The sequence below is a fragment of the Burkholderia mycopellens genome, assembly GCF_964265025.1.
In the GTDB taxonomy this organism is placed as follows: Bacteria; Pseudomonadota; Gammaproteobacteria; order Burkholderiales; family Burkholderiaceae; genus Burkholderia.
Map to the genome: position 1 here is coordinate 2,674,052 of NZ_OZ183802.1, position 23,724 is coordinate 2,697,775.

Below are 23,724 nucleotides of genomic sequence, written 5' to 3' on the forward strand. Positions count from 1 at the left end.
CGAAGCGTGGGATCCGGCCCGGCGCCGATGCGCCGATCCGAATCGACATCGGAGAAAAAAATGGACAACCAGAATCAGACCACGCCGCAAAAGCAACGCCTCCACCCGCTCATCGCCACCGCCGCCGGTGCCGTGATCGTCGCCAGCCTCGCGGCGACCGCCGCGATCACCGGTGTGTTCCCGAAGGCCAGCAGCAGCAACGAACAAAGCGGCCAGACCCAGGCCGCGCTGATCGCATCGCAGCCGGCCGTCGATACGGCCGCGGCCGCCAGCGCCGCGCTGGCCGCGCAAGCCCAGCAGCAGGCAGCCGAACAGGCCGCCGCGCAGCAGAAGGCGCTCGCGCAGGCCGAACCGAAGCCCGCCCAGCGCCCGGCGACGACGCACCGCCGTCACACGTCGGCGCCGCAGCCGCCGCAATACGCGCAACAGCCGTCGGCGCCTGCCCAGGCGGCCTACTGCCAGAGCTGCGGCACGGTCGTCGCGATCACGCAGACGCGCACGCCGGGGCAGAGCTCCGGGATCGGCGCCGTTGGCGGCGCGGCTGCCGGCGGCCTGCTCGGCAACCAGTTCGGCCACGGCAACGGCCGCACCGCGATGACGATCATCGGCGCGCTGGGCGGCGGTCTCGCCGGCAACCAGGTCGAGAAGCAGGTACGCGCGGAAACCGATTATCAGGTGCAGGTACAGATGGAAAGCGGCGCGACGCGCACGTTCACGTACCACAACCCGCCGCCGTTCGGTCAGGGCCAGCGCGTGCGGATCGAGAACGGCACGCTGGTCGGCGCGTAAGCCCCCGCTGCCCGCGCGTCGTGCGGGCAAACGACCTGAAAACGAAAACGGCTCGTGAGCGATCGCTCACGAGCCGTTTTCTCATTTGAGCTGGCGTGCGCCCATTGCGGCACACGCCGCGCTCAATCTTCGTCGTCGAAGTCCGATTCGTCGATCCAGTGCGCCTGGATCGCTTCGAGGATCTTCTCGCCGGAATGCTTCGGATCGTCGTCGAAGCCGTCGAGCTCGAGCACCCACTGGCGCAGGTCGACGAAGTTGATCCGCTGCGGGTCGATGTCCGGGTGCTTGTCCGCCAGCGCAATGGCTATTTCACGCGAATCGGTCCATTTCATCGCCTGCCTCCGGTTCCTGTCAGTGGTTTTCCTTCGCGTGGTTGATCGAGTACTTCGGAATCTCGACCACCAGGTCCGAATCTTCCTTCACGATCGCCTGGCACGACAGGCGCGACGTCGGCTCGAGGCCCCACGCCTTGTCCAGCAGATCGTCCTCGTCCTCCTCGGACGGCGTCAGATCGTTGAAGCCCTCGCGGATCACCACGTGGCACGTCGTGCATGCGCACGACTTCTCGCATGCATGCTCGATCTCGATTCCGTGGTCGAGCAGGTTGTCGCAGATACTCTTGCCGGGCGTCGCGTCGATCACTGCGCCATCCGGGCACAGTTCGACGTGAGGCAGCACCACCAGTTGAGGCATGTCCGTTCCGTCAGTCAGGGTGCGGCGCAAGGCGCCGCACGGTTCATTATCGCGCGGGCCGTCGCCGGCCGATGCGCAGTTCGTGAGTTCAGATCTCGTCGAGCCGGCGGCCCGACAGCGCGCGCTTGATGCTCTTGTCCATCCGGCGCGCCGCGAATTCGTCGGTGCCGTCGGCCAGCGCCTTGGTCGCCGCTTCGATCGCGTTCGTATCGTCGCCTTGCGCGACCGCACGCAGCGCCGCAGCCAACGTGTCGACTTGCGTGCGCTCGTCCGCATCGAGCAGTTCGCCGTCGGCCGCCAGCGCAGCCTGCGTCGCCTCGAGCATCCGTTCGGCCTCGACCTGCGCTTCGCGCAGCGCGCGCGCGCGCATATCGATTTCGGCGGTCTTGAAGCTGTCCTCGAGCATCTTCGCGATGTCGTCGTCGGCAAGACCGTACGACGGCTTCACGACGACCGATGCCTCGACGCCCGACAGCTGTTCGCGGGCGAACACCGACAGCAGGCCGTCCGCGTCGACCTGGTACGTCACGCGAATGCGTGCGGCGCCGGCCGTCATCGGCGGAATGCCGCGCAGCTCAAAGCGCGCGAGCGACCGGCAATCGGCGACGAGTTCGCGCTCGCCCTGCACCACGTGGATCGCCATCGCGGTCTGGCCATCCTTGAAGGTCGTGAATTCCTGCGCGCGTGCGATCGGAATCGTCGAGTTGCGCGGAATGATCTTCTCGACGAGGCCGCCCATCGTCTCGACACCGAGCGACAGAGGAATCACGTCGAGCAGCAGCCAGTCGTCGCCGGTGCCGCGATTGCCCGCGAGCAGGTCGGCCTGGATCGCCGCGCCGAGCGCGACGACCTGGTCCGGATCGAGGTTCACGAGCGGCGGCTGGCCGAAATATTTCGCGACCGCATCGCGGATCACGGGCATGCGCGTCGCGCCGCCGACGAGCACGACACCCTTGATGTCGGCCGGCGTCACCTGCGCATCGCGCAGCGCCTTGCGGGTCGGCGTGAGCGTGCGCTGCACGAGCGGCTCGACGAGCGACGCGAACGTATCGTGGGAGATCGTCTGCACGAGATGCGCGCCACCCGACAGCGTGACGTCGAGGGACGCCTGCGGGGCGGACGACAGCGCTTCCTTCAGCACGCGCACACGATCGAGCAGCAGGCGCACGTCCTCGGGCGCGAGCGTCCTCGCATCGATGCCGGCCTGCGCGAGCACGTGATCGAACAGCACATGGTCGAAATCGTCACCGCCGAGCGCGGAATCGCCGCCTGCGGCCAGCACTTCGAACACGCCCTTCGTCAGCTTCAGGATCGACAGGTCGAACGTGCCGCCGCCGAGGTCATAAACCGCGTAGAGGCCTTCGGCCCCGTTGTCGAGACCGTAGGCGATCGCCGCGGCGGTCGGTTCGTTCAGCAGGCGCAGCACGTTGAGGCCCGCGAGGCGCGCGGCGTCCTTGGTCGCCTGGCGTTGCGCTTCATCGAAATACGCGGGCACCGTGATCACCGCGCCGACCAGGTCGTCGCCAAGCGAATCTTCCGCGCGATAGCGCAGTGTCGCGAGAATCTCGGCCGACACTTCGACCGGGCTCTTCACGCCGTCGATGGTGCGGATCTGCACCATGCCCGGCGCATCGACGAATTCGTACGGCGCGTTCGCCGCGCCTTCGACCTCGGCCTTGCCGCGGCCCATGAAGCGCTTGACCGACACGATCGTGTTGCGCGGATCGGTCGCGGCCTGCTCTTTCGCCTCATGGCCGATGCGTCGGCCGCCCTTCTCGAGATAGCGGACCACCGACGGCAGCAGCACGCGGCCCGCTTCGTCCGGCAGGACTTCGGGCACGCTGTTGCGCACCGCCGCGACGAGCGAGTTCGTCGTGCCGAGATCGATCCCGACGGCGAGTCGCCGCTGATGCGGCGCCGGCGCCATGCCCGGTTCGGAAATTTGCAGTAAAGCCATCTTGGTTCGTTCGGGCGCTCGGCCCGTTTGCTGCGCGTGCCGCAAGGCACGCGGTTAAGTTTCGAGGCGCTCGATCTGCGCGCCCACTTCCGACGCGACCCGTTCGATGAACATCAGCTGGCGCACGGCCTCGGCGGCCGCCTGATCGGCGCCGCTGTCGAGCAGCGTGCCGAGGCGCTCCACGCGCACGCGCCGCTCTTCGCGCAACTCGGCGAGCAGCGCGTCGAGCGCGTCGACGTTGCGGGCGGCCGCGGCATCCTCGATGCCCTCGCGCCACTCCATCTGCTGCATCAGGAACGCAGGCTCCATCGCGGTGTTGTTTTCCGCGCCGATGTCGACGCCGCGCAACGACAGCAGATACGACGCGCGCTTCAGCGGATCGCGCAGCGTGCGATATGCCTCGTTCGCGCGGGTTGCCCATTGCATCGCGATGCGCTTCTGCGCGTCGCCGGCCGCCGCGAAGCGGTCCGGATGCACCTGCGTCTGCACCGTCCGATAGGCGGCGTCGAGCGTCGCCTCGTCGAGCGCGAATTGCGCCGGCAGGTGAAACAGGTCGAAGTGGCTGTCTTTCAGCGAGACCATCGTCGCGTTCAATTCCGGTTCGTCGCACGGCAAACGCCGCACATTAAAAAGGCGGCCCGTGCCGCCTCTTGCCCGCATCGCGCGGAGATCCGCGTCGTCACACGCGGAACGATTCGCCGCAGCCGCACTCGTCCTTCACGTTCGGGTTATTGAACTTGAACCCCTCGTTCAGGCCTTCACGTGCGAAGTCGAGCTCGGTGCCGTCGATGTAGGCCAGGCTCTTCGGATCGACGACGACCTTCACGCCATGGCTTTCGAACACCTGATCCTCGGGAGCCAGCTCGTCGACATACTCGAGCTTGTACGCGAGCCCCGAGCACCCGGTCGTGCGAACGCCAAGCCGCAGGCCCACACCCTTGCCGCGACGGACGAGGTATTTCTGGACGTGCTGTGCTGCTTTTTCGGTCAGTGTAATTGCCATGATGTCCTTGCCGCGACGCGCCACAGGGGCCCGCCGCGTTCCTTCACTCGCGTGCTCGATGCCGCTCAGGCCGCTGCCTGATCGCCTTCCTTGGTGTCGTGACGCTTCTTGTAGTCCGCCACGGCTGCCTTGATCGCATCTTCCGCGAGGATCGAGCAGTGAATCTTCACCGGCGGCAGCGCGAGTTCCTCGGCGATTTGCGTGTTCTTGATCGACAGTGCTTCGTCGAGCGTCTTGCCCTTCACCCACTCGGTGACGAGCGAGCTCGACGCGATCGCCGAACCGCAACCGTAGGTCTTGAACTTCGCGTCTTCGATCACGCCGTCCGCGCCGACGCGGATCTGCAGCTTCATCACGTCGCCGCAGGCCGGCGCGCCGACCATGCCCGTGCCGACCGTGTCGTCGTCCTTCGCGAACGAACCGACGTTGCGCGGGTTTTCGTAGTGATCCAGAACCTTGTTGCTGTAAGACATGACTCAGACTCCTTGACTCGTTACGTCTGCGTGCGCGAATCCGCCCGCGGGTATGTTCAATCCGGCGCTCAGTGTGCGGCCCATTCGATCGTCGACAGATCGATGCCTTCCTGGTGCATTTCCCAGAGCGGCGAGAGTTCGCGCAGCTTCGCGATCTTGCTGTTCAGCAGGTTGATCACGAAGTCGACTTCCTGCTCCGTCGTGAAGCGGCCGACCGTGAAGCGGATCGAGCTGTGTGCCAGCTCGTCGTTGCGGCCGAGTGCACGCAGCACGTACGACGGCTCCAGCGACGCCGACGTGCATGCGGAGCCCGACGACACCGCGACGTCCTTGATCGCCATGATCAGCGACTCGCCTTCGACGAAGTTGAAACTGATGTTGAGGTTGTGCGGGACACGGCGCTCCATGTCGCCGTTCACGTACGTTTCCTCGATCTGCGACAGGCCGCGCAGCAGCTTGTCGCGCAGCATGCGGACGCGCTCGTTTTCCGTCGCCATTTCTTCGCGCGCGATACGGAACGCTTCGCCCATGCCGACGATCTGGTGCGTCGCCAGCGTGCCCGAACGCATGCCGCGCTCGTGGCCGCCGCCGTGCATCTGCGCTTCGATGCGCACGCGCGGCTTGCGACGCACGTACAGTGCGCCGATGCCCTTCGGGCCGTAGGTCTTGTGCGCCGAGAACGACATCAGGTCGACCTTCAGCTTCGCGAGGTCGATCCCGACCTTGCCGGTCGACTGGGCGGCATCGACGTGGAACACGATGCCCTTCTCGCGGCAGATTTCACCGATCGTCTCGATGTCCTGGATCACGCCGATCTCGTTGTTCACGTGCATCACGGACACGAGGATCGTGTCCGGGCGCAGTGCGGCCTTGAACACGTCGAGGTCGATCAGGCCGTCATCCTTCACGTCGAGGTAGGTGACTTCGAAACCGTCACGCTCGAGCTCGCGGCACGTGTCGAGCACGGCCTTGTGCTCGGTCTTCACCGTGACGATGTGCTTGCCCTTGCCCTTGTAGAAGTTCGCGGAGCCCTTGATCGCGAGGTTGTCCGACTCCGTTGCACCGGACGTCCAGATGATCTCGCGCGGATCCGCGTTCACGAGCGCGGCCACGTTCTCGCGCGCTTCCTCGACCGCACGCTCCGCGTCCCAGCCATACGCGTGGCTGCGCGACGCCGGGTTGCCGAACTGCTCGCGCAGGTACGGCACCATCTTGTCGACCACGCGCGGGTCGACCGGCGTCGTCGCGCTGTAATCCATATAGATGGGCAGGTGGAGAGTGTCTTGGGTCATCTGTCGCTCCGGGAATTCTGTGCAGGGACTATGTGCGTTATGGGGTATCGCGGCGCCTTCGCGCTCACGAACTCGCGATGTTGAACACCGAATTGGGGCCGAGCGGCATCGTACGCACCGGTTCGGCCGGCGCGGCGACGGGCTCCGGCGTGCGCCGGTCGCGCAGCACCGCAGGGGCGCCCTCGCGAGCGCGCTGCTGATCGACGAGATCCTGCAGCGACACCGAATCGAGGTATTCGACCATCTTCTGGTTCAGCGTCGACCACAGCTCGTGCGTCATGCAATGGCCGTCGGGCTGCTTCGAGCCGTCGCACGTGCCTTTGCCGCCGCACTGCGTGGCGTCGAGCGGTTCATCGACCGCGATGATGATGTCGGCAACGGTGACGTCCTGCGCGCGACGCGCGAGGTTGTAGCCGCCGCCCGGGCCGCGCACGGATTCGACGATTTCATGCCTGCGCAGCTTGCCGAACAGCTGTTCGAGATACGAGAGCGAAATCCGCTGGCGCTGGCTGATGCCTGCAAGCGTCACCGGGCCCTGCTCCTGGCGCAGTGCCAAGTCAATCATCGCCGTGACGGCGAAACGGCCTTTGGTGGTGAGTCTCATGGTGTCTAGGGGACTGCAATCTTGACGATTTTGGTCAAGTATAAATATTTGACGAATTTAGTCAAGTATCCATGTCTTTGAAAGGGTATTCGCAGACCGCTGAATACCGCGCGATCAGCGCTCCGTGCGGGCCCGGAGCGTCTCCAGCAGGCCCGCGCACGCGCGCTCGACCTGATCGAGCACCTGCTCGAAGCCCTGCGCGCCGCCGAAATAGGGATCGGCCACTTCGGTTTCGGTCGAATCCGGCGCGAATTCCATCAACAGGCGCACTTTGTCCTGATACTGCGGCGGACAGCGGCGGCGCAACTCCGCGAGATTCGCCTCGTCCATCGCGAGCAGCAGGTCGAAGCGCTCGAAATCCGCCGCGCTCACCTGTCGTGCGCGCAGCGCCGACAGGTCGTAGCCGCGGCCACGTGCGGCAGCCTGCGCACGCGTATCGGGTGACTCGCCGGCATGCCAGTCGCCCGTCCCAGCCGAATCGATCGCGATCCGGTCCGCCAGCGCGGCCGCGTCGACCCGGTGACGCATCACGCCTTCCGCGGTGGGCGAACGGCAGATGTTGCCGAGACAGACGAAACAGATCGAAACGCGGGTCATCGCACTATCGCAAAGCCGCGGCAAGCCGCGTGGGAGAAGAACGCGCCATTATACAAAGGCGGTCGAAATCGCGCCGCCGCGCAAAGCGACGGCGCCATGCCTTACAGCGCCTTCGGCGCGGCGAGCACGACGTCGCCGGACGCCGCCGGCAGCGGCGTCGCCGCGTCGCCGACCAGCCCGAACGACACCGCGCGCGCCAGCTCGGCGGAAGCCTGGTGAACCGCGAGCGGACCACGCGACGGCGCGTCGGCCATCGCATGAAGATAGGCAGCCGCGGCCAGCGGAACGACGATTGCCAGCGGCCAGTACATCGATATTGTCTTTTTCATGATGCGGACCTCCTTGACCCCGTACCCCGGAACCCAATTCCGGGGACTACAGACAGGATTCTATAGACCGCATCTATCGAGATAAATATGCAAATAGCGAACGCACTGTTGTCGCCGGATGAACAGTCGTCAGCCGAGGTGGCTTTGCGACGCCGCGTACAGTTCGCGGAACGTGCGCCCGGTCGGCGTCGGCATGTCGCGCGTATCCATCCAGCCGCCCATCATCGGCAGGCGTCGCAGCGTGCCGCCGTTGCCGCCCAGCCGCTCGAGGATGCGTACCGCGAGCTTGGTCGTCAGCGCGTACAGCATCGGCCGCCGCGCGACGAAGCCCCAGGTGGCGAGCGCCGCGCGCTCGCGCCACGGCCGCAGATGCCGCTCGACCTGCTTCTCGCGCAGCGTGCGCAACAGGTGCGACAGCGGAATCCCGGCCGGGCACACGCTGTCGCATTCCCCGCATAGGGTCGCCGCCTGCGGCAGGTCGAGCGAGCGGTCGAGCCCGACGTAGCTCGGCGTCAGCACGGACCCCATCGGCCCCGGGTAGACCCAGCCGTACGCATGGCCGCCAACCTTCTGGTAAACCGGACAATGGTTCATGCATGCGCCGCAGCGGATACAGCGCAGCATCTCCTGGAATTCGCCGCCGATCAGCCCGGTGCGGCCGCCGTCGACGAGCACCACGTAGTTGTGCTCGGGACCGTCCTCGTCGTCCGGCCCGCGCGGCCCGGTCAGCAGCGAGAAGTAGTTCGACGTCTTTTGCCCCGTCGCGGAGCGCGGCAGCAGGCGCATCGCGGTCGCGAGATCCTCGAGCGTCGGCAGCACCTTCTCGATGCCCGTCACCGCCACATGCACGCGCGGCATCACCGTGCACATCCCTTCGTTCCCTTCGTTCGTCACGATCGCGACCGAACCGGTCTCGGCGATCACGAAGTTGCCGCCCGTCACGCCCATGTCGGCCGACATGAAATGCGGGCGCAGCACCTCGCGCGCCTCGCGCGTCATGTCCGGAATTTCGGTGAGCCGCTCGCGATGGTGCGTGCGCGCGAACAGGTCGGCAATCTCGTCCTTGTCCTTGTGCACGACGGGCGCAATGATGTGGCTCGGCGGCTCGTTGTCGTTGATCTGCAGGATGTATTCGCCGAGATCCGTCTCGATCGACTGCACGCCCATCTCCGCGAGCACCGCGTTCAGGCGCATTTCCTCGGACACCATCGACTTGGTCTTGATGACCTTCTTCACGTCGTGTCGGCGCGCGATGTCGGCCACGAGCCGCGCGGCATCCGCGGTCGTTTCGGCGAACAGAACCGTCGTGCCGCGCCGCGTCGCCTCGCGCTCGAACGCCTCGAGCCACACGTCGAGGTTCTCCAGCGCGCGGTTGCGGCGGTCCTTCAGTGCGGCGCGCGTGGCCGGGAAGTCGATCGCGGTCATCGCGTCGGCGCGCGCGGACACGAATTTCGTCGACAGCTTCTTCAGGTTCTGCTGCAGGCGCTGGTCGGCCAGCTTCTGGCCGGCGCGCGCCTTGAAATGCATCGATTGGACTTGCATCGCGGTATCGGGGGAAAAGTGAGCGGAACCGGGCGTCAGACGTCGCCCGCCAGCACCTGCGCGACGTGCAGCACGCGCGTGTCGCGGTCGCCGGTGCGGCGCAACCGCCCTTCGATGTTCAGCATGCAGCCGAGATCGCCGAGCACGACGGCGCCCGTACCGGACGCGCGCACGTTCGCGCATTTCTCGTCCGCGATAGCCGCCGAAATGTCGCCGTACTTGATCGCGAACGTGCCGCCGAAGCCGCAACAGTGCTCGCAGTCCTTCATCTCGGTGACCGCGATGCCGCGCTGCGCGAGCAGCGCGCGCGGCTGCGCTTTCACGCCGAGCTCGCGCAGGCCCGAGCACGAATCGTGGTAGGTGACGGGCCCCGTGAATTCGCCCGGCGCGAGCGACACCTTCGCGACGTTCGCCAGGAAGTCGGTCAGTTCGTAGACCTTCTGCTGGAACCGCAGGTAGCGCCCCATCAACTCGGGGTCGTCGCGGAACAGGTCGCCGTAGTGCGCGCGGATCATCCCGCCGCACGAACCCGACGGCGCGACGACGTAATCGAACTGCTCGAACTCGCGCAGCGTCTTTTCCGCGAGATCGCGTGCGAGCGCGCGGTCGCCCGAGTTGTAGGCCGGCTGGCCGCAGCAAGTCTGCGCGGGCGGCACGATCACCTCGTAGCCGGCGTCGCGAATCAGCTTGAGCGCCGAAAAACCGATTTCGGGGCGCATCAGATCGACCAGGCAGGTCACGAACAAACCGACTCGCATACGTGCTCCTTCGAGAAAACGGCTCTCATTATCCGCCGTTTGGCCGGCAAGACCAACGCCGGCTCGCGCGCAAGCCCGGACCGCACGAAACGAGGACTTCCTCGAACGGCGTTCGCTTTTTTCACAATACGAGATACAATCGGCCCAACTCCGCTTGACGCGTCAACCGATTTCTCCCCCGACATGAGCCAACCCACCCCGGATTCAAAAACGTCGATCCAGGTGATCGAACGCATGATGCGGTTGCTGGACGCGCTCGCCGCGCACAGTGACCCTGTCAGCCTGAAGGAGCTTGCGCAGCGCACGGAGCTGCACCCGTCGACCGCGCACCGCATCCTCAACGACATGGTGACCTGCCGTCTCGTCGATCGCTCCGATCCCGGCACGTACCGCCTCGGCATGCGGCTGCTGGAACTCGGCAACCTCGTGAAGGCGCGCCTGTCGGTACGCGACGCGGCGCTGATGCCGATGCGCGAGCTGCACCGTCTCACCGGGCAAACCGTGAACCTGTCGGTGCGCCAGGGCGACGAGATCGTCTACATCGAGCGTGCATATTCGGAGCGCTCGGGGATGCAGGTCGTCCGCGCGATCGGCGGCCGTGCGCCGCTGCACCTCACGTCGGTCGGCAAGCTGTTCCTCGCGGCAGACGAAACGTCGCGCGTGCGCGCCTATGCGACGCGCACGGGGCTATCCGGCCATACGCAGAACAGCATCACCGACATCGCGAAGCTCGAGCGCGAGTTGACGATCGTCCGCCAGCAATCGTGCGCACGCGACAACGAGGAGCTGGAGCTCGGCGTGCGCTGTATCGCGGCCGGCATCTACGACGATTCGGGCAAGCTCGTCGCGGGCCTGTCGCTGTCGGCGCCGGCCGATCGTCTGCAGGATGCATGGCTCGGCCAGTTGAGCCGCACGGCCCTCACCATTTCGGAATCGCTCGGCTACCGGCCGGCGCCCGCGAAGGAGACGGACGGGCTGCAGCGGCAGGCGTAAACCGCTTCCGCGCACCCAACGAAAAAGCCCCGCGATTGCGGGGCTTTTTTTCGGCCGTCGGCGAGGCGGCGAACCGCCGCCCATCGTGCGATCAAGTCCCGCCGTTCGGCGTGTTGGCCGCCGTCAGGCGCTCGCCGCCACCGGCATCGAGCCAGTTGCGCAGGCGCGCCGCATCGGCGAAGCGCGAATACTTGCCGAACGAATCGAGCAGCACCATCACCATCGGCTTGCCGTGAATCGTTGCCTGCATCACGAGACATTCGCCGGCTTCGTTGATGAAGCCCGTCTTCTGCAGACCGATGTCCCACGAGCCGTTGCCGCGGATCAGCGCGTTCGTGCTGTTGTAGACCAGGTTGCGCTTGCCCGTGTAGACCTCGTAGGTGCGATCGGTCGAGAACTGGCGGATCATCGGGTACTGGTACGCCGCATTGACCATCTTCACGAGGTCGCGCGCGCTCGACACGTTCGAGCTCGACAGGCCCGTCGAATTCTCGAAGTGCGTATCGGTCATGCCGAGCGACTTCGCCTTCGCGTTCATCGCGGCGATGAACGCCGGACGGCCACCCGGGTAGTAGCGCGACAGCGCGGCGGCCGCACGGTTTTCCGACGCCATCAGCGCGATGTGCAGCATGTCTTCACGCGACAGCACCGAACCGACCGACAGGCGCGAGCCCGTGCCCTTCTCGTAGTCGCGGTCTTCGTCGGTGACTTCGATCTGGTCGGTCATCGGCGACTTCGAGTCGAGCACGACCATCGCCGTCATCAGCTTCGAGATCGACGCGATCGGCACGACGGCGTGCGAATTCTTGTCGAACAGCGGCTCGCCCGAGTTCTGGTCGACGACATATGCAACGCTCGAACGCAGCGCGAGCGCGTCCGGCGTGTCGTGCAGGCCGAAAGCCTGGCCGACGGTCGGCCGGCGCGGCTGGAACGCGACCTTGCGGACGGCGCCGTGATGGCCACCGTGCACGTTCGACGCGAGCGTCACGCGCTTGCGCGACGCCTTCGCGCGCGGCGCGTCGGCGGCCGCAACCTTCGCGGATTTGTCGGAGCTGGCCTTGGCCGACTTCTTCTTCGCGGACGAAGCAGGAGCGACAGCCTTTTTCTTGGCGGCTTGCTGGGTTTTCGCAGTGGCGGCAAAGGCGTCAGCAGGCGCGACGGACGCGGTGGTCGCCAGCAAGGCGACTGCGACCGACACAGCCGTGCCGAGCGTCATGCTCTGCAACAATCTGCGCGGTGAAAACGATTCGGCTTTCATTGGGGTCTGGACAAAGCGGGCGGGAGGTTTCCGCAAGTGTAGTTAAAGCTGAAAAAAAGAGCAATATTAGGCACTTACCGATCGTCGTTAAACCGGAATGTAAGGGTCGGCCAACCTCTGACCAATGAACCCTCCCGCTCCCATCGAAAAAATTCATGGGTTGCGCTGCCCGACAGTACCCGCCTCCCGATTACACACGGTTAATTGAGATAACGTCACTTCGGAGGCGATTTAAAGCGGGGAAACTACGTATCCGGCGCTCGGGGTGCCAGGGGCGCCGGTCTCGGCCGCGGCGGCGGCACGTCGCCACGGTACGCGCATCGAAACGGCGCGTTTTCGACAGGAACAGAAGGATAACGTTCCACGGGCCTGTCAGGTTTACCTGTGCGTGATCATGGTGCGCCGCGCCTGCCCCGCCGCCGTGCGCACCATCTGGGATCACGCATGAAACCGATTCCGAGCGGGCGCGATAACTTGTTGTTTTATCGATAATTTGTCGCGATTGTGCAACGCACAAAAAATACTTGACAATGGTTTTCTCTGCCCTAAAATAAGCCTCATTGCTGCGTTGCACAAAGCACGCGCATCCGAGGTTCCCCAGCGTAGTGCCCTTTATCCTGCGATCGACGCGATCGCTTTTCAGGAGCTTGACATGTCCTTGCTGACCCCCGAGCAAATCGCCGCCGCCCAGAAAGCCAACCTCGAAAGCCTGTTCGGTCTGACGACCAAGGCGTTCGAAGGCGTCGAAAAGCTGATCGAACTCAACCTGCAGGTCGTGAAGTCGACGCTGGCCGAAGGCCAGGAAAACGCGCAGCGCCTGCTGTCGGTGAAGGACGCACAGGAACTGATCGCGCTGCAAGCCAGCCTGTCGCAGCCGGTCGCGGAAAAAGTGCTGTCGTACGGCCGTCACCTGTATGAAATCGCATCGTCGACGCAAGCCGAGTTCGCGAAGGTTGCCGAAGCGCAATTCGAGGAGCAGAACAAGAAGGTCCAGGCGCTCGTCGACAACGTCGCGAAGAACGCCCCTGCTGGTTCGGAAACGGCTGTCGCTGCACTGAAGTCGGCCCTGAACGCTGCAAACACCACGTACGAAACGGTTCAGAAGGCAACGAAGCAAGCCGTCGAAATCGCTGAAACGAACTTCAACGCTGCTGCTGCCGTCGCAACGAAGGCTGCTACCGCCGCTGCGGCACGTCGTACCAGCAAGCCGGCCGCGTAAGCGTCCCCTGCTCCTGAAAGAGCCGCGCCCAGCGCGGCTTTTTCGTTGGTGATGCCGGAACATGCTGGAACCGGCACGTTGCCGACCGTTCTCGAACGGTCGTTGAGCACCAGCCGCATGCAATAGAAAACGCCGCCGCCCGGATTGCCCGGGAGGCGGCGTTTTTTCATGGCCGGCAGATTGCCGGCCGAGCCGGCCGCGTTACTTCTTGCGTTGCGGCGGCAGGTCCGTACAGACGCCTTCGTACAGCTCGGCGGCCATGCCGACCGATTCGCCGAGCGTCGGGTGCGGATGGATCGTCTTGCCGATGTCTTCCGCGTCCGCGCCCATTTCGACGGCGAGGCACACTTCGCTGATCAGGTCGCCCGCGTTCAGGCCGACGATCGCGCCGCCGATCACGCGATGGGTTTCCTCGTCGAAGATCAGCTTCGTGAAGCCTTCGTCACGGCCGTTCGCGATCGCGCGGCCCGATGCGGCCCACGGGAACACGGCCTTGCCGTACTTGATGCCTTCGGCCTTGCACTGGTCTTCCGTCTTGCCGGCCCAGGCCACTTCCGGATCGGTGTACGCCACCGACGGGATCTGCAGTGCGTCGAAGTATGCCTTCTCGCCGTGTGCGGCTTCCGCTGCGACGTGGCCTTCATGCACGGCCTTGTGCGCGAGCATCGGCTGGCCGACGATATCGCCGATCGCGAAGATGTGCGGGACGTTCGTGCGCATCTGCTTGTCGACGTCGATGAAGCCGCGATCCGTGACCGCGACGCCGGCCTTGTCGGCGCCGATCTTCTTGCCGTTCGGGCTGCGGCCCACCGCGACGAGTACGAGGTCGTAGCGCTGCGCTTCCGCCGGCGCCTTCTCGCCCTCGAACTTCACGTAGATGCCGTCTTCCTTCGCTTCCGCGCCGACCGTCTTGGTCTTCAGCATCACGTTGCCGAAGCGCTTCGCGTTGTACTTTTCCCAGACCTTCACGAGATCGCGGTCCGCGCCCATCATCAGGCCGTCCATCATTTCGACGACGTCGATCTCGGCGCCGAGCGTCGAGTACACCGTTGCCATTTCGAGGCCGATGATGCCGCCGCCGATCACGAGCATGCGTTTCGGCAGCTGGCGCAGTTCGAGTGCGCCGGTCGAATCGACGACGCGCGGGTCTTCCGGCATGAACGGCAGCTTCACGGCCTGCGAGCCCGCGGCGATGATCGCCTGCTTGAACTTCACGACCTTCTTGCCGTTTTCGCCCTGCACTTCCATGTGATACGGATCGACGAATGCGCCGACGCCCGTGACCACTTCGACCTTGCGTGCCTTCGCCATGCCGGCGAGGCCCGTCGTCAGCTTCTTGACGACGCCGCCCTTGAAGTCCCGGAGCTTGTCGAGATCGACTTCCGGCTTGCCGAACGTGATGCCGTGCGACGCGAGCGCCGCGGCTTCTTCGACGACGAGCGACGTATGCAGCAGCGCTTTCGACGGGATGCAGCCGACGTTCAGGCACACGCCGCCGAGCGTCGAGTAGCGTTCGACGAGCACCGTCTTCATGCCGAGATCGGCTGCGCGGAACGCGGCCGAGTAGCCACCGGGGCCGGCGCCGAGCACGAGCATGTCGCATTCGATGTCGGCGGCACCTGCGTAGCTGCCGGCTTGCGGCGCGGGTGCCGGAGCGGCTGCAGCCGGTGCCGGCGCAGCTGCTGCGGGCTTGGCTGCTTCGGGTGCTTTCGCGGGCGCGGCGGCGCCAGCCGTTGCTTCGACGATGGCGATGACGGTGCCTTGCGAGACTTTCTCGCCGGCCTTGACCTTGACTTCCTTGACGGTGCCGGCGACGTCGCTGGGCACTTCCATGGAGGCTTTGTCCGATTCGAGCGTGATGAGCGTCTGCTCTTTTTCGATCACGTCGCCCGGCTTCACATTGACTTCGATGACATCGACGCCGCTGAAATCGCCGATATCCGGAACCTTGACTTCGATGAGACTCATTACTGTCCCCTTCTTGATTAGCTGCAGACAGAGGGGGAGAAACCCGCGATGACCCTGTTACGGCCTGACAAAAGAACGCGAACCGGAGCAGAACCACCTTTGCTGTCCGCTCAAAGACGCGCCTTTCTTTTGGTTACTTTTCTTTGGAAGACAAAGAAAAGTGACCGCCGCCCCGCGCAGGGGCGACACTAGCAGACCGTCAAGAAAGCCAGTTCAACGACGAAGCGTGGATAACAGACAACAAACCCACGCCCCCGCGAGCAAACTCCCCGCTCATCAAAGAATGATGCGACGGAAATCCGCGAGCAACGCGCCGAGATACGCATTGAACCGCGCGGCTTCCGCGCCATCGATCACGCGATGGTCATACGACAGCGACAGCGGCAGCGTCAGACGCGGCACGAACTGCTTGCCGTCCCACACCGGCTTCATCTGGCCGCGCGACAACCCGAGAATCGCCACTTCCGGCGCGTTGATGATCGGCGTGAAGTTCGTGCCGCCGATCCCGCCGAGCGACGAGATCGAGAAGCAGCCGCCCTGCATCTGGTCCGGCTTCAGCTTGCCGTCGCGTGCGGCCTTCGACAACTCGGCCATTTCCTTCGCGATATCGACGAGACCCTTCTTGTCCGCATCGCGGATCACCGGCACGACGAGACCGTTCGGCGTGTCCGCGGCAAAACCGATGTGGTAGTACTGCTTGAACACCAGGTTGTCGCCGTCGAGGCTCGCGTTGAAGGTCGGGAATTTCTTCAGCGCGGCGACCACCGCCTTGATCACGAACGCGAGCATCGTGAACTTCACACCCGCCTTCTCGTGCTCCTTGTTCAGTTGCACGCGCAGTGCTTCGAGCTCGGTGATGTCCGCTTCGTCGTTGTTCGTGACGTGCGGGATCATCACCCAGTTGCGATGCAGGTTCGCGCCCGAGATCTTCTTGATGCGCGACAGCGGCTTCGCCTCGAACGGGCCGAACTTCGAGAAGTCGACCTTCGGCCACGGCAGCAGGTTCAGCTCGCCGCCGCCTGCCGGCGCGGCTGCCGCGGCCGGCGCTGCGCGCTGGCCCGTCATCACGCCCTTCACGAAGCCCGTGACGTCTTCCTTCGTAATGCGGCCCTTCGGGCCCGAACCCTGCACGCGTGCAACCTCGACGCCGAGTTCGCGCGCGAATTTGCGCACCGACGGCGATGCGTGGCTGGCGCGGTATTCGCCCGACGCGGCGGCCGGAGCCGGCGCAGCAGCAGCCGGTGCCGGTGCGGCCTTCGCGGGGGCAGCGGCGGGTGCCGGCGCCGGTGCGGCAGCGGCCGGCGCCGGTGCGCTCGCCTGCGGCGCGGCAGCCGCGCCTGCGGCTTCGAGCAGCACGATCAGCGTGCCTTCCGACACCGAATCGCCCACCTTGACCTTGATGTCCTTCACGACGCCCGCGGCCGGGCTCGGCACGTCCATCGTCGCCTTGTCCGACTCGAGCGTGACGAGCGACTGCTCCTTCTCGACCGTGTCGCCGACCTTCACGCCGATCTCGATCACCGGCACATCCTTGTAGTCGCCGATGTCAGGGACCTTCACTTCGAGCGTGCCGCCGGCTGCAGCCGGTGCGGCCGCCGGTGCAGCAGCAGCCGGTGCCGGCGCTGCCGCCGGAGCCGGTGCGGGCGCGGCCGCGCCGTTCGCCTGCGCCGCGGCGGCGCCTTCGAGCAGGATGATCAGCGAGCCTTCCGACACGGAATCGCCCACCTTGACCTTGATTTCCTTCACGACGCCGCCCACCGGGCTCGGCACGTCCATCGTCGCCTTGTCCGATTCGAGCGTGACGAGCGACTGCTCCGGCTCGACGGTATCGCCGACCTTCACGCCGATCTCGATCACCGGCACATCCTTGTAATCGCCGATATCCGGCACCTTCACTTCGATCGCTTGACTCATCTGTTTCTGTCTCCATGGCCGCGCGCGCCCCTCGCTAAGGCGGCGCACGGCATCACACGGCGTGTGCGTTAAACGGTCATCGGGTTGGGCTTCGACGGATCGAGGTTGTACTTGGCGATCGCTTCCGCGACCACCTTGCGCTCGATCGTGCCCTCGTCGGCCAGCGCATTGAGCGCGGCGACGGTGACCCAGTGACGGTCGACTTCGAAGAAGTGACGCAGCTTCTCGCGGGTATCCGAGCGGCCGAAGCCGTCCGTGCCCAGCACGACGAAGCGGCGATCGATCTGGCCGCGGATCTGGTCGACCAGCGCGCGGACGTAGTCGGTCGATGCGATGACCGGGCCCTGCGTGTCCTTCAGGCACTTCTGCACGTGCGACAGACGACGCTCTTCGGTCGGATGGAGCAGGTTCCAGCGTTCGACCTGGTGGCCTTCACGCGCCAGCTCGGTGAAGCTCGGCACGCTCCACAGGTCGGCGGCGACGCCCCAGTCGTTCTTCAGCAGGTCGGCGGCGGCAATCACTTCGTTGAAGATCGTGCCCGCGCCGAGCAGCTGGACGCGCGGCGCCTTCTTGTCGGCGTCGGCCTTCTTGAACGCGTACATGCCCTTGATGATGTCGGCCGCCACGTGCTCGCCCTGCGGAATCGCCGGGTGCTCGTAGTTCTCGTTCATCACCGTGATGTAGTAGTACACGTCTTCCTGGTCCTGCACCATGCGGCGCAGGCCGTCCTGGACGATCACCGCGAGTTCGTAGCCGAACGTCGGGTCGTAGCTCACGCAGTTCGGCACCGATGCCGCCCACAGGAGCGAGTGGCCGTCTTCGTGCTGCAGGCCTTCGCCGTTCAGCGTCGTGCGGCCCGCGGTACCGCCGAGCAGGAAGCCGCGCGAACGCATGTCGCCCGCGGCCCATGCCAGGTCGCCGATCCGCTGGAAGCCGAACATCGAATAGAAGATGTAGAACGGCACCATGATCTCGCCGTGCGTCGAGTACGACGTCGCCGCAGCGATCCAGTCGCACATGCCGCCCGCTTCGTTGATGCCTTCCTGCAGGATCTGGCCGGTTTCCGATTCCTTGTAGAACATCAGCTGGTCGGAATCTTCCGGCACGTACTTCTGGCCTTCCTGGTTCCAGATACCGATCTGGCGGAACAGGCCTTCCATGCCGAACGTACGCGATTCGTCCGGGACGATCGGCACGACGCGCTTGCCCAGCGCCTTGTCCTTCAGCAGGATGTTCAGGATCCGCACGAACGCCATCGTCGTCGAGATCTCGCGGCCTTCGCCCGTGCCCTTCAGCAGCGGCTCGAATGCGTCGAGTGCCGGCACCGGCAGCGACGTTGCCTTCTCGCGGCGATGCGGCAGGTAGCCGCCGAGGTCCATGCGCTTCTGGCGCATGTATTCGAGCTCCTTCGAGCCTTCCTCGAACTTCAGGTACGGCACGTCGGCGATCTGCTCGTCGGTGATCGGCAGGCGGAACTGGTCACGGAACTTCTTCAGTTGCTCGACCGGCAGCTTCTTCTGCTGGTGCGTGATGTTCATCGCCTGGCCCGACTCGCCCATCCCGTAGCCCTTGATGGTCTTCGCGAGGATGACGGTCGGCGCGCCCTTCGTGTTCGTGGCTTCGTGGAAAGCCGCGTAGATCTTGTGCGGATCGTGGCCGCCGCGGTTCAGCGCCCAGATGTCGTCGTCCGACCAGTCGGCGACGAGTGCCTTCAGTTCAGGCGTGTTGAAGAAGTGCTCGCGCACGAACGCGCCCGATTCCGACTTGTACGTCTGGTATTCGCCGTCGACCACTTCCATCATGCGGCGCATCAGCGCGCCCGTCTTGTCGCGCGCGAACAGCGCATCCCAGCGGCTGCCCCAGATGACCTTGATCACGTTCCAGCCGGCACCGCGGAATTCCGATTCCAGTTCCTGGATGATCTTGCCGTTGCCGCGCACCGGGCCGTCGAGACGCTGCAGGTTGCAGTTGATCACGAACACGAGGTTGTCGAGCTTCTCGCGGCTCGCCATCCCGATCGCGCCGAGCGATTCCGGTTCGTCCGTCTCGCCGTCGCCGAGGAACGCCCACACCTTGCGGCCTTCCGTCTTCGCGATGCCGCGCGCCTGCAGGTACTTCATGAAGCGCGCCTGGTAGATCGCCATGATCGGGCCGAGGCCCATCGACACGGTCGGGAACTGCCAGAAGTCCGGCATCAGCCACGGGTGCGGGTACGACGAGATGCCGTTGCCGTCGACTTCCTGGCGGAAGTTGTCGAGCTGCTCCTCCTTCAGGCGGCCGAGCAGGAACGCGCGCGAGTACACGCCCGGCGACGAGTGGCCCTGCACGAACACGAGGTCGCCGCCGTGCTGGTCGGACGCTGCATGCCAGAAGTGGTTGTAGCCGACGTCATAAAGCGTCGCGGCCGACGCGAACGATGCGATGTGGCCGCCGACGTTCGTATCCTTGCCTGCGCGCAGCACCATCGCCAGCGCATTCCAGCGCGTGTACGAACGGATGCGGTGCTCGATATCCTGGTCGCCCGGGATCTTCGCCTGGGCCTCGACCGGAATCGTGTTGATGTACGGGGTATTCGCGGAAAACGGCAGATGCTCGCCATGCATGCGTGCGAACTCGATCTGCTTTTCGATCAGGTAGTGCGCGCGGCCGGTGCCCACGGAGGAGATCACGCCATCGAGCGACTCCAGCCACTCGACGGTTTCTTGCGGGTCGTCGTCACGTTCGGCGGCGACATATTTCATCACTTCGTTCGGTACAGCGGACATTCTCGTCTCCTGGGTCCTGGAATGTGAGGATCGCTCTCGTGCAGACGACGCGACGCGACCGGCTGCGGGCAAGCTCCGACGGATTGTAATGAGCGTGCGCGGGCGTGCGCAACAAAATTTTCGAATTGTGAGATCTTTTCTCGTAATGCGGAATATTGCTGCGCTGCACCCATATTCCGGGGCTCTCCGGCGCGTCTCCGCTGAACAAATCCGTTTCCGTTCAACATATCCGGTACAGGTTTTCCATGTATTGCGCTGCGCTACAATCCTGCCATGTTGACCGATCGGCTTTTCGCACGCTCGGCGCGACCGTCGGGCCCGCCGGCGGAGTCGCAGCCGTCCCGTTGGCACCACGGACCGTGGTGGTCCAATTCCTATTTGCTGACGCCACTGCTGTCGATCCTCGTGTTCCTGGTGGTGATGAGCCTCATCCTGTGGAGCCTCAATCGTCGCGAGCAGCAACAGCAGGAAGACACCCTCTTCCGTAACGTCGCGTGGGCGCAGCAGCAGATTCGCCTGTCGATGACGGGTGCGCAGGAACAGCTCCAGGCGCTGTCGCGCGATCTCGCAGCCGGCCGCCTCGATCAGAACGCGTTCCAGATGGCCGTCGCGGACGTGATGCAAACGCATCCGGAAATCCTCTACCTGAACTGGTACACGACGCCCGGCGTGCAGCGCTGGCCGACCGTGCATCCGCCGCTGCTCGGCCAGCGGCTCGCGAAGCCCGGCGATGCGCAGATGCAGGACGCCGTGCGCGGCGCCTACGACGAGGCGCGCAGCACGCGCCGCCAGGCCTATTCGCCGCTGCTCTACGACGACTTCGGCAACGGCTTCATCACGCTGCAGACGCCCGTGATGCGCGGCGATCGCGAGTACCTCGGCTCGATCGCCGCGGTGTTCTCCGTCGAAGGCATCCTGAAGCACGATATCCCGCAGGAGCTGTCGTCGAAGTACAAGATCTCGATCACCGACGCGAACAACCGCGAACTGTCGTCCACGTCGACGCGCCCGCGCCTGCCGCGCGACTCGCACTACGACCTGCCGCTGGATCCGCCCGGCCAGGGGCTGACCGTGCGCGTGTACGCATTCCCGCAGCTCACGAACCTGACCAACAACACGCTCGTGTGGCTCGTCGCAGGCCTGTCGTGCTTCGTACTGTGGAGCCTCTGGAGCCTGTGGAAGCACACGCGCCAGCGCTTCGAGGCGCAGCAGGCGCTGTACGCGGAAGCGTTCTTCCGCCGCGCGATGGAAAATTCGGTGCTGATCGGCATGCGCGTGCTCGACATGCACGGCCGCATCACGCACGTGAACCCCGCGTTCTGCCGGATGACGGGCTGGGACGAAACCGACCTCGTCGGCAAGGTCGCGCCGTTCCCGTACTGGCCGCGCGACGCGTACCCGGAAATGCAGCGCCAGCTCGACATGACGCTGCGCGGCAAGGCGCCGAGCTCGGGCTTCGAGCTGCGCGTGCGGCGCAAGAACGGCACGCTGTTCCATGCGCGCCTGTACGTGTCGCCGCTGATCGACAGCTCGGGACGCCAGACCGGCTGGATGTCGTCGATGACCGACATCACCGAGCCGAAGCGCGCGCGCGAGGAACTCGCGGCCGCGCACGAGCGCTTCACGACGGTGCTCGAAAGCCTCGACGCCGCGGTGTCGGTGCTGGCTGCCGACGAGGCCGAGCTGCTGTTCGCGAACCGCTACTACCGCCACCTGTTCGGCATCCGCCCGGACGGCCATCTCGAGCTGTCGGGCGGCGGCTTCGACCGCGCGCAGGCATCGTCCGACTCGATCGACATGGTCGACGCGTTCGCGGGCCTGCCGGCCGCCGCGCTGACGAGCAGCACCGCCGATGCGCAGGAGGTGTACGTCGAAAGCATCCAGAAGTGGTTCGAGGTGCGCCGCCAATACATCCAGTGGGTGGACGGCCACCTCGCGCAGATGCAGATCGCGACCGACATCACGACCCGCAAGAAGGCGCAGGAACTCGCGCACCAGCAGGAAGAGAAGCTGCAGTTCACGAGCCGATTGATGACGATGGGTGAAATGGCGTCGTCGATTGCTCACGAATTGAACCAGCCGCTCGCCGCGATCAACAACTACTGCTCGGGCACGCTCGCGCTCGTGAAGAGCGGCCGCGGCACGCCGGAGACGCTGCAGCCCGCGCTGGAAAAGACCGCGCAGCAGGCATTGCGCGCGGGGATGATCGTCAAGCGGATCCGCGAATTCGTGAAGCGCAGCGAGCCGAAGCGCCAGCCGGCGCGGGTCGCCGACATCGTCGCCGACGCGGTCGGGCTCGCCGAAATCGAGGCGAGGAAGCGCAGGATCCGGATCGTCACGGAAATCCTCGCAAGAATGCCTATTATTTATGTCGACCCCGTGCTGATCGAGCAGGTGCTCGTGAACCTGATGAAGAACGCGGCCGAAGCAATGGCCGACGTGAAGCCGGCGTCGGCGGACGGCGTGATCCGCGTCGTCGCCGACATCGAGGCGGGCTTCGTCGACATCCGCGTGATCGACCAGGGCCCGGGCGTCGACGAAGCGACCGCCGAGCGCCTGTTTGAACCGTTTTACAGCACCAAGTCCGATGGCATGGGCATGGGGCTGAATATCTGCCGTTCGATCATCGAATCGCATCGGGGGCGTCTGTGGGTGGTCAACAACGTCGAGCCGGATGGCCGCATATCCGGCGCAACGTTCCACTGCAGCTTGCCCATTGGGGAACCCGCTGATCTCGGCCAAGGGGGGCGCGAGGCATCGGCATCACATACCGTTACGGGAGAACTATGAATAGCCCTGTCACCACCACTCAGGAAACCGTCTTTGTCGTTGACGACGACGAGGCCGTACGGGACTCGCTGCGCTGGCTGCTGGAGGCGAACGGCTATCGCGTTCAATGCTTCTCGAGCGCCGAGCAATTCCTCGATGCCTACCAGCCGGCCCAGCAGGCCGGCCAGATCGCGTGCCTGATCCTCGACGTCCGGATGTCGGGCATGAGCGGCCTCGAACTGCAGGAGCGCCTGATCGCCGACAATGCCGCGCTGCCGATCATCTTCGTCACGGGTCACGGCGACGTGCCGATGGCCGTCTCGACGATGAAAAAGGGTGCGATGGACTTTATCGAGAAACCGTTCGACGAAGCCGAGCTGCGCAAGCTCGTCGAGCGGATGCTCGACAAGGCCCGAAGCGAAAGCAAGAGCGTCCAGGAACAGCGTGCCGCGAGCGAACGCCTGTCGAAGCTGACCGCGCGCGAGCAGCAGGTGCTCGAACGGATCATCGCGGGCCGCCTGAACAAGCAGATCGCCGACGATCTCGGCATCAGCATCAAGACGGTCGAAGCGCACCGCGCGAACATCATGGAAAAGCTCAACGTCAACACGGTGGCCGACCTGCTGCGCCTCGCGCTGTCGAAGAAGCAGGCCTGAGCGTTCGCGGGCCGCGGCGGCACTGCCCGTCCGGCCTGGCCGCCCCGCGCGATGCGGCCCACTCGCGCGGCGGCGGCCGTTCCTCCCGGCGCGCGAGCGCCGCGGTCATGACGCTTCCTGTTGATTTGCTGTCGGACGGCAGCAG

General features: G+C 65.2%; 21 protein-coding genes. 5 read left to right on the plus strand and 16 right to left on the minus strand.

What is annotated here, in order from left to right; translation table 11 throughout:
- Nucleotides 1–60 precede the first annotated feature (60 nt).
- Nucleotides 61–789 carry a glycine zipper 2TM domain-containing protein gene (locus ACPTTC_RS12345; RefSeq protein WP_423392638.1) on the plus strand — a complete coding sequence of 243 codons (729 nt, stop codon included), beginning with the start codon at nt 61–63 and terminating at the stop codon, nt 787–789.
- A gap of 122 nt (nt 790–911) precedes the next feature.
- On the opposite strand, the gene iscX is transcribed toward ACPTTC_RS12345, so the two are convergent.
- The 12 genes from iscX to ACPTTC_RS12405 all read right to left on the minus strand — a co-directional run bounded on the left by iscX (nt 912) and on the right by ACPTTC_RS12405 (nt 10,037).
- The gene (gene iscX, locus ACPTTC_RS12350) at nt 912–1,121 is read right to left on the minus strand and encodes a Fe-S cluster assembly protein IscX (protein WP_021157676.1); all 210 of its coding nucleotides are present in this window, start codon (nt 1,119–1,121) and stop codon (nt 912–914) included.
- Nucleotides 1,122–1,140: 19 nt separating this feature from the next.
- Nucleotides 1,141–1,482 carry an ISC system 2Fe-2S type ferredoxin gene (gene fdx, locus ACPTTC_RS12355; RefSeq protein WP_006478392.1) on the minus strand — a complete coding sequence of 114 codons (342 nt, stop codon included), beginning with the start codon at nt 1,480–1,482 and terminating at the stop codon, nt 1,141–1,143.
- A gap of 88 nt (nt 1,483–1,570) precedes the next feature.
- Nucleotides 1,571–3,439: a Fe-S protein assembly chaperone HscA gene (gene hscA / locus ACPTTC_RS12360; RefSeq protein WP_175953517.1), complete on the minus strand. Its 1,869-nt coding sequence runs from the start codon at nt 3,437–3,439 to the stop codon at nt 1,571–1,573.
- A 54-nt stretch (nt 3,440–3,493) separates the two neighbouring features.
- Nucleotides 3,494–4,021, minus strand: coding sequence for a Fe-S protein assembly co-chaperone HscB (gene hscB / locus ACPTTC_RS12365; protein ID WP_423393356.1), 528 nt, complete (start codon nt 4,019–4,021; stop codon nt 3,494–3,496).
- A gap of 97 nt (nt 4,022–4,118) precedes the next feature.
- The gene (gene iscA, locus ACPTTC_RS12370) at nt 4,119–4,442 is read right to left on the minus strand and encodes an iron-sulfur cluster assembly protein IscA (protein WP_011885413.1); all 324 of its coding nucleotides are present in this window, start codon (nt 4,440–4,442) and stop codon (nt 4,119–4,121) included.
- A gap of 65 nt (nt 4,443–4,507) precedes the next feature.
- Nucleotides 4,508–4,915 (minus strand): Fe-S cluster assembly scaffold IscU, encoded by a 408-nt coding sequence (gene iscU / locus ACPTTC_RS12375; protein ID WP_006481982.1) that lies wholly within the window; start codon nt 4,913–4,915, stop codon nt 4,508–4,510.
- Nucleotides 4,916–4,983: 68 nt separating this feature from the next.
- On the minus strand, nt 4,984–6,207 hold the full coding sequence (locus ACPTTC_RS12380) for an IscS subfamily cysteine desulfurase (RefSeq protein WP_423392639.1): 1,224 nt from the start codon (nt 6,205–6,207) through the stop codon (nt 4,984–4,986).
- Nucleotides 6,208–6,271: 64 nt separating this feature from the next.
- Nucleotides 6,272–6,811 carry a Fe-S cluster assembly transcriptional regulator IscR gene (gene iscR / locus ACPTTC_RS12385; RefSeq protein WP_009691731.1) on the minus strand — a complete coding sequence of 180 codons (540 nt, stop codon included), beginning with the start codon at nt 6,809–6,811 and terminating at the stop codon, nt 6,272–6,274.
- A 114-nt stretch (nt 6,812–6,925) separates the two neighbouring features.
- Nucleotides 6,926–7,408, minus strand: a complete 483-nt coding sequence (locus ACPTTC_RS12390; protein ID WP_423392640.1) for a low molecular weight protein-tyrosine-phosphatase — start codon at nt 7,406–7,408, stop codon at nt 6,926–6,928.
- A 101-nt stretch (nt 7,409–7,509) separates the two neighbouring features.
- Nucleotides 7,510–7,737: a hypothetical protein gene (locus ACPTTC_RS12395; RefSeq protein ID WP_114177466.1), complete on the minus strand. Its 228-nt coding sequence runs from the start codon at nt 7,735–7,737 to the stop codon at nt 7,510–7,512.
- A 129-nt stretch (nt 7,738–7,866) separates the two neighbouring features.
- Nucleotides 7,867–9,279: a lactate utilization protein B gene (locus ACPTTC_RS12400; protein WP_423392641.1), complete on the minus strand. Its 1,413-nt coding sequence runs from the start codon at nt 9,277–9,279 to the stop codon at nt 7,867–7,869.
- Between the two features lie 35 nt (nt 9,280–9,314).
- Nucleotides 9,315–10,037: a (Fe-S)-binding protein gene (locus ACPTTC_RS12405; protein ID WP_226196629.1), complete on the minus strand. Its 723-nt coding sequence runs from the start codon at nt 10,035–10,037 to the stop codon at nt 9,315–9,317.
- Between the two features lie 183 nt (nt 10,038–10,220).
- Here ACPTTC_RS12405 and ACPTTC_RS12410 point away from each other — a divergent pair, with 183 nt between their 5' ends.
- The gene (locus ACPTTC_RS12410; RefSeq protein ID WP_175969433.1) at nt 10,221–11,030 is read left to right on the plus strand and encodes an IclR family transcriptional regulator; all 810 of its coding nucleotides are present in this window, start codon (nt 10,221–10,223) and stop codon (nt 11,028–11,030) included.
- Between the two features lie 91 nt (nt 11,031–11,121).
- Here the strand turns inward: ACPTTC_RS12410 and pbpG are convergent, their stop codons facing one another.
- Nucleotides 11,122–12,288 (minus strand): D-alanyl-D-alanine endopeptidase, encoded by a 1,167-nt coding sequence (gene pbpG, locus ACPTTC_RS12415; RefSeq protein ID WP_226196627.1) that lies wholly within the window; start codon nt 12,286–12,288, stop codon nt 11,122–11,124.
- Nucleotides 12,289–12,940: 652 nt separating this feature from the next.
- On the opposite strand from pbpG, the gene ACPTTC_RS12420 reads away from it, so the two are divergent.
- Entirely contained in the window at nt 12,941–13,507 is a 567-nt protein-coding gene (locus tag ACPTTC_RS12420; RefSeq protein WP_039364780.1) for a phasin family protein, read from the plus strand.
- Nucleotides 13,508–13,708: 201 nt separating this feature from the next.
- On the opposite strand, the gene lpdA is transcribed toward ACPTTC_RS12420, so the two are convergent.
- From lpdA to aceE, 3 genes are all read right to left on the minus strand, one after another.
- Nucleotides 13,709–15,475, minus strand: coding sequence for a dihydrolipoyl dehydrogenase (gene lpdA / locus ACPTTC_RS12425; RefSeq protein WP_226196624.1), 1,767 nt, complete (start codon nt 15,473–15,475; stop codon nt 13,709–13,711).
- Nucleotides 15,476–15,751: 276 nt separating this feature from the next.
- Entirely contained in the window at nt 15,752–17,389 is a 1,638-nt protein-coding gene (aceF, locus tag ACPTTC_RS12430; protein ID WP_423392642.1) for a dihydrolipoyllysine-residue acetyltransferase, read from the minus strand.
- 68 nt (nt 17,390–17,457) lie between these two features.
- A complete protein-coding gene (gene aceE / locus ACPTTC_RS12435) occupies nt 17,458–20,154 on the minus strand; it encodes a pyruvate dehydrogenase (acetyl-transferring), homodimeric type (RefSeq protein ID WP_226196618.1) in 2,697 nt (898 codons plus the stop codon).
- 273 nt (nt 20,155–20,427) lie between these two features.
- On the opposite strand from aceE, the gene fixL reads away from it, so the two are divergent.
- Together fixL and fixJ are read left to right on the plus strand one after the other, a co-directional pair.
- Nucleotides 20,428–22,944, plus strand: coding sequence for an oxygen sensor histidine kinase FixL (gene fixL / locus ACPTTC_RS12440; protein ID WP_175953542.1), 2,517 nt, complete (start codon nt 20,428–20,430; stop codon nt 22,942–22,944).
- Nucleotides 22,941–23,579, plus strand: a complete 639-nt coding sequence (gene fixJ, locus ACPTTC_RS12445; RefSeq protein ID WP_006493245.1) for an oxygen response regulator transcription factor FixJ — start codon at nt 22,941–22,943, stop codon at nt 23,577–23,579. Before fixL ends, fixJ begins: the two co-directional genes overlap by 4 nt.
- Nucleotides 23,580–23,724: the final 145 nt, after the last annotated feature.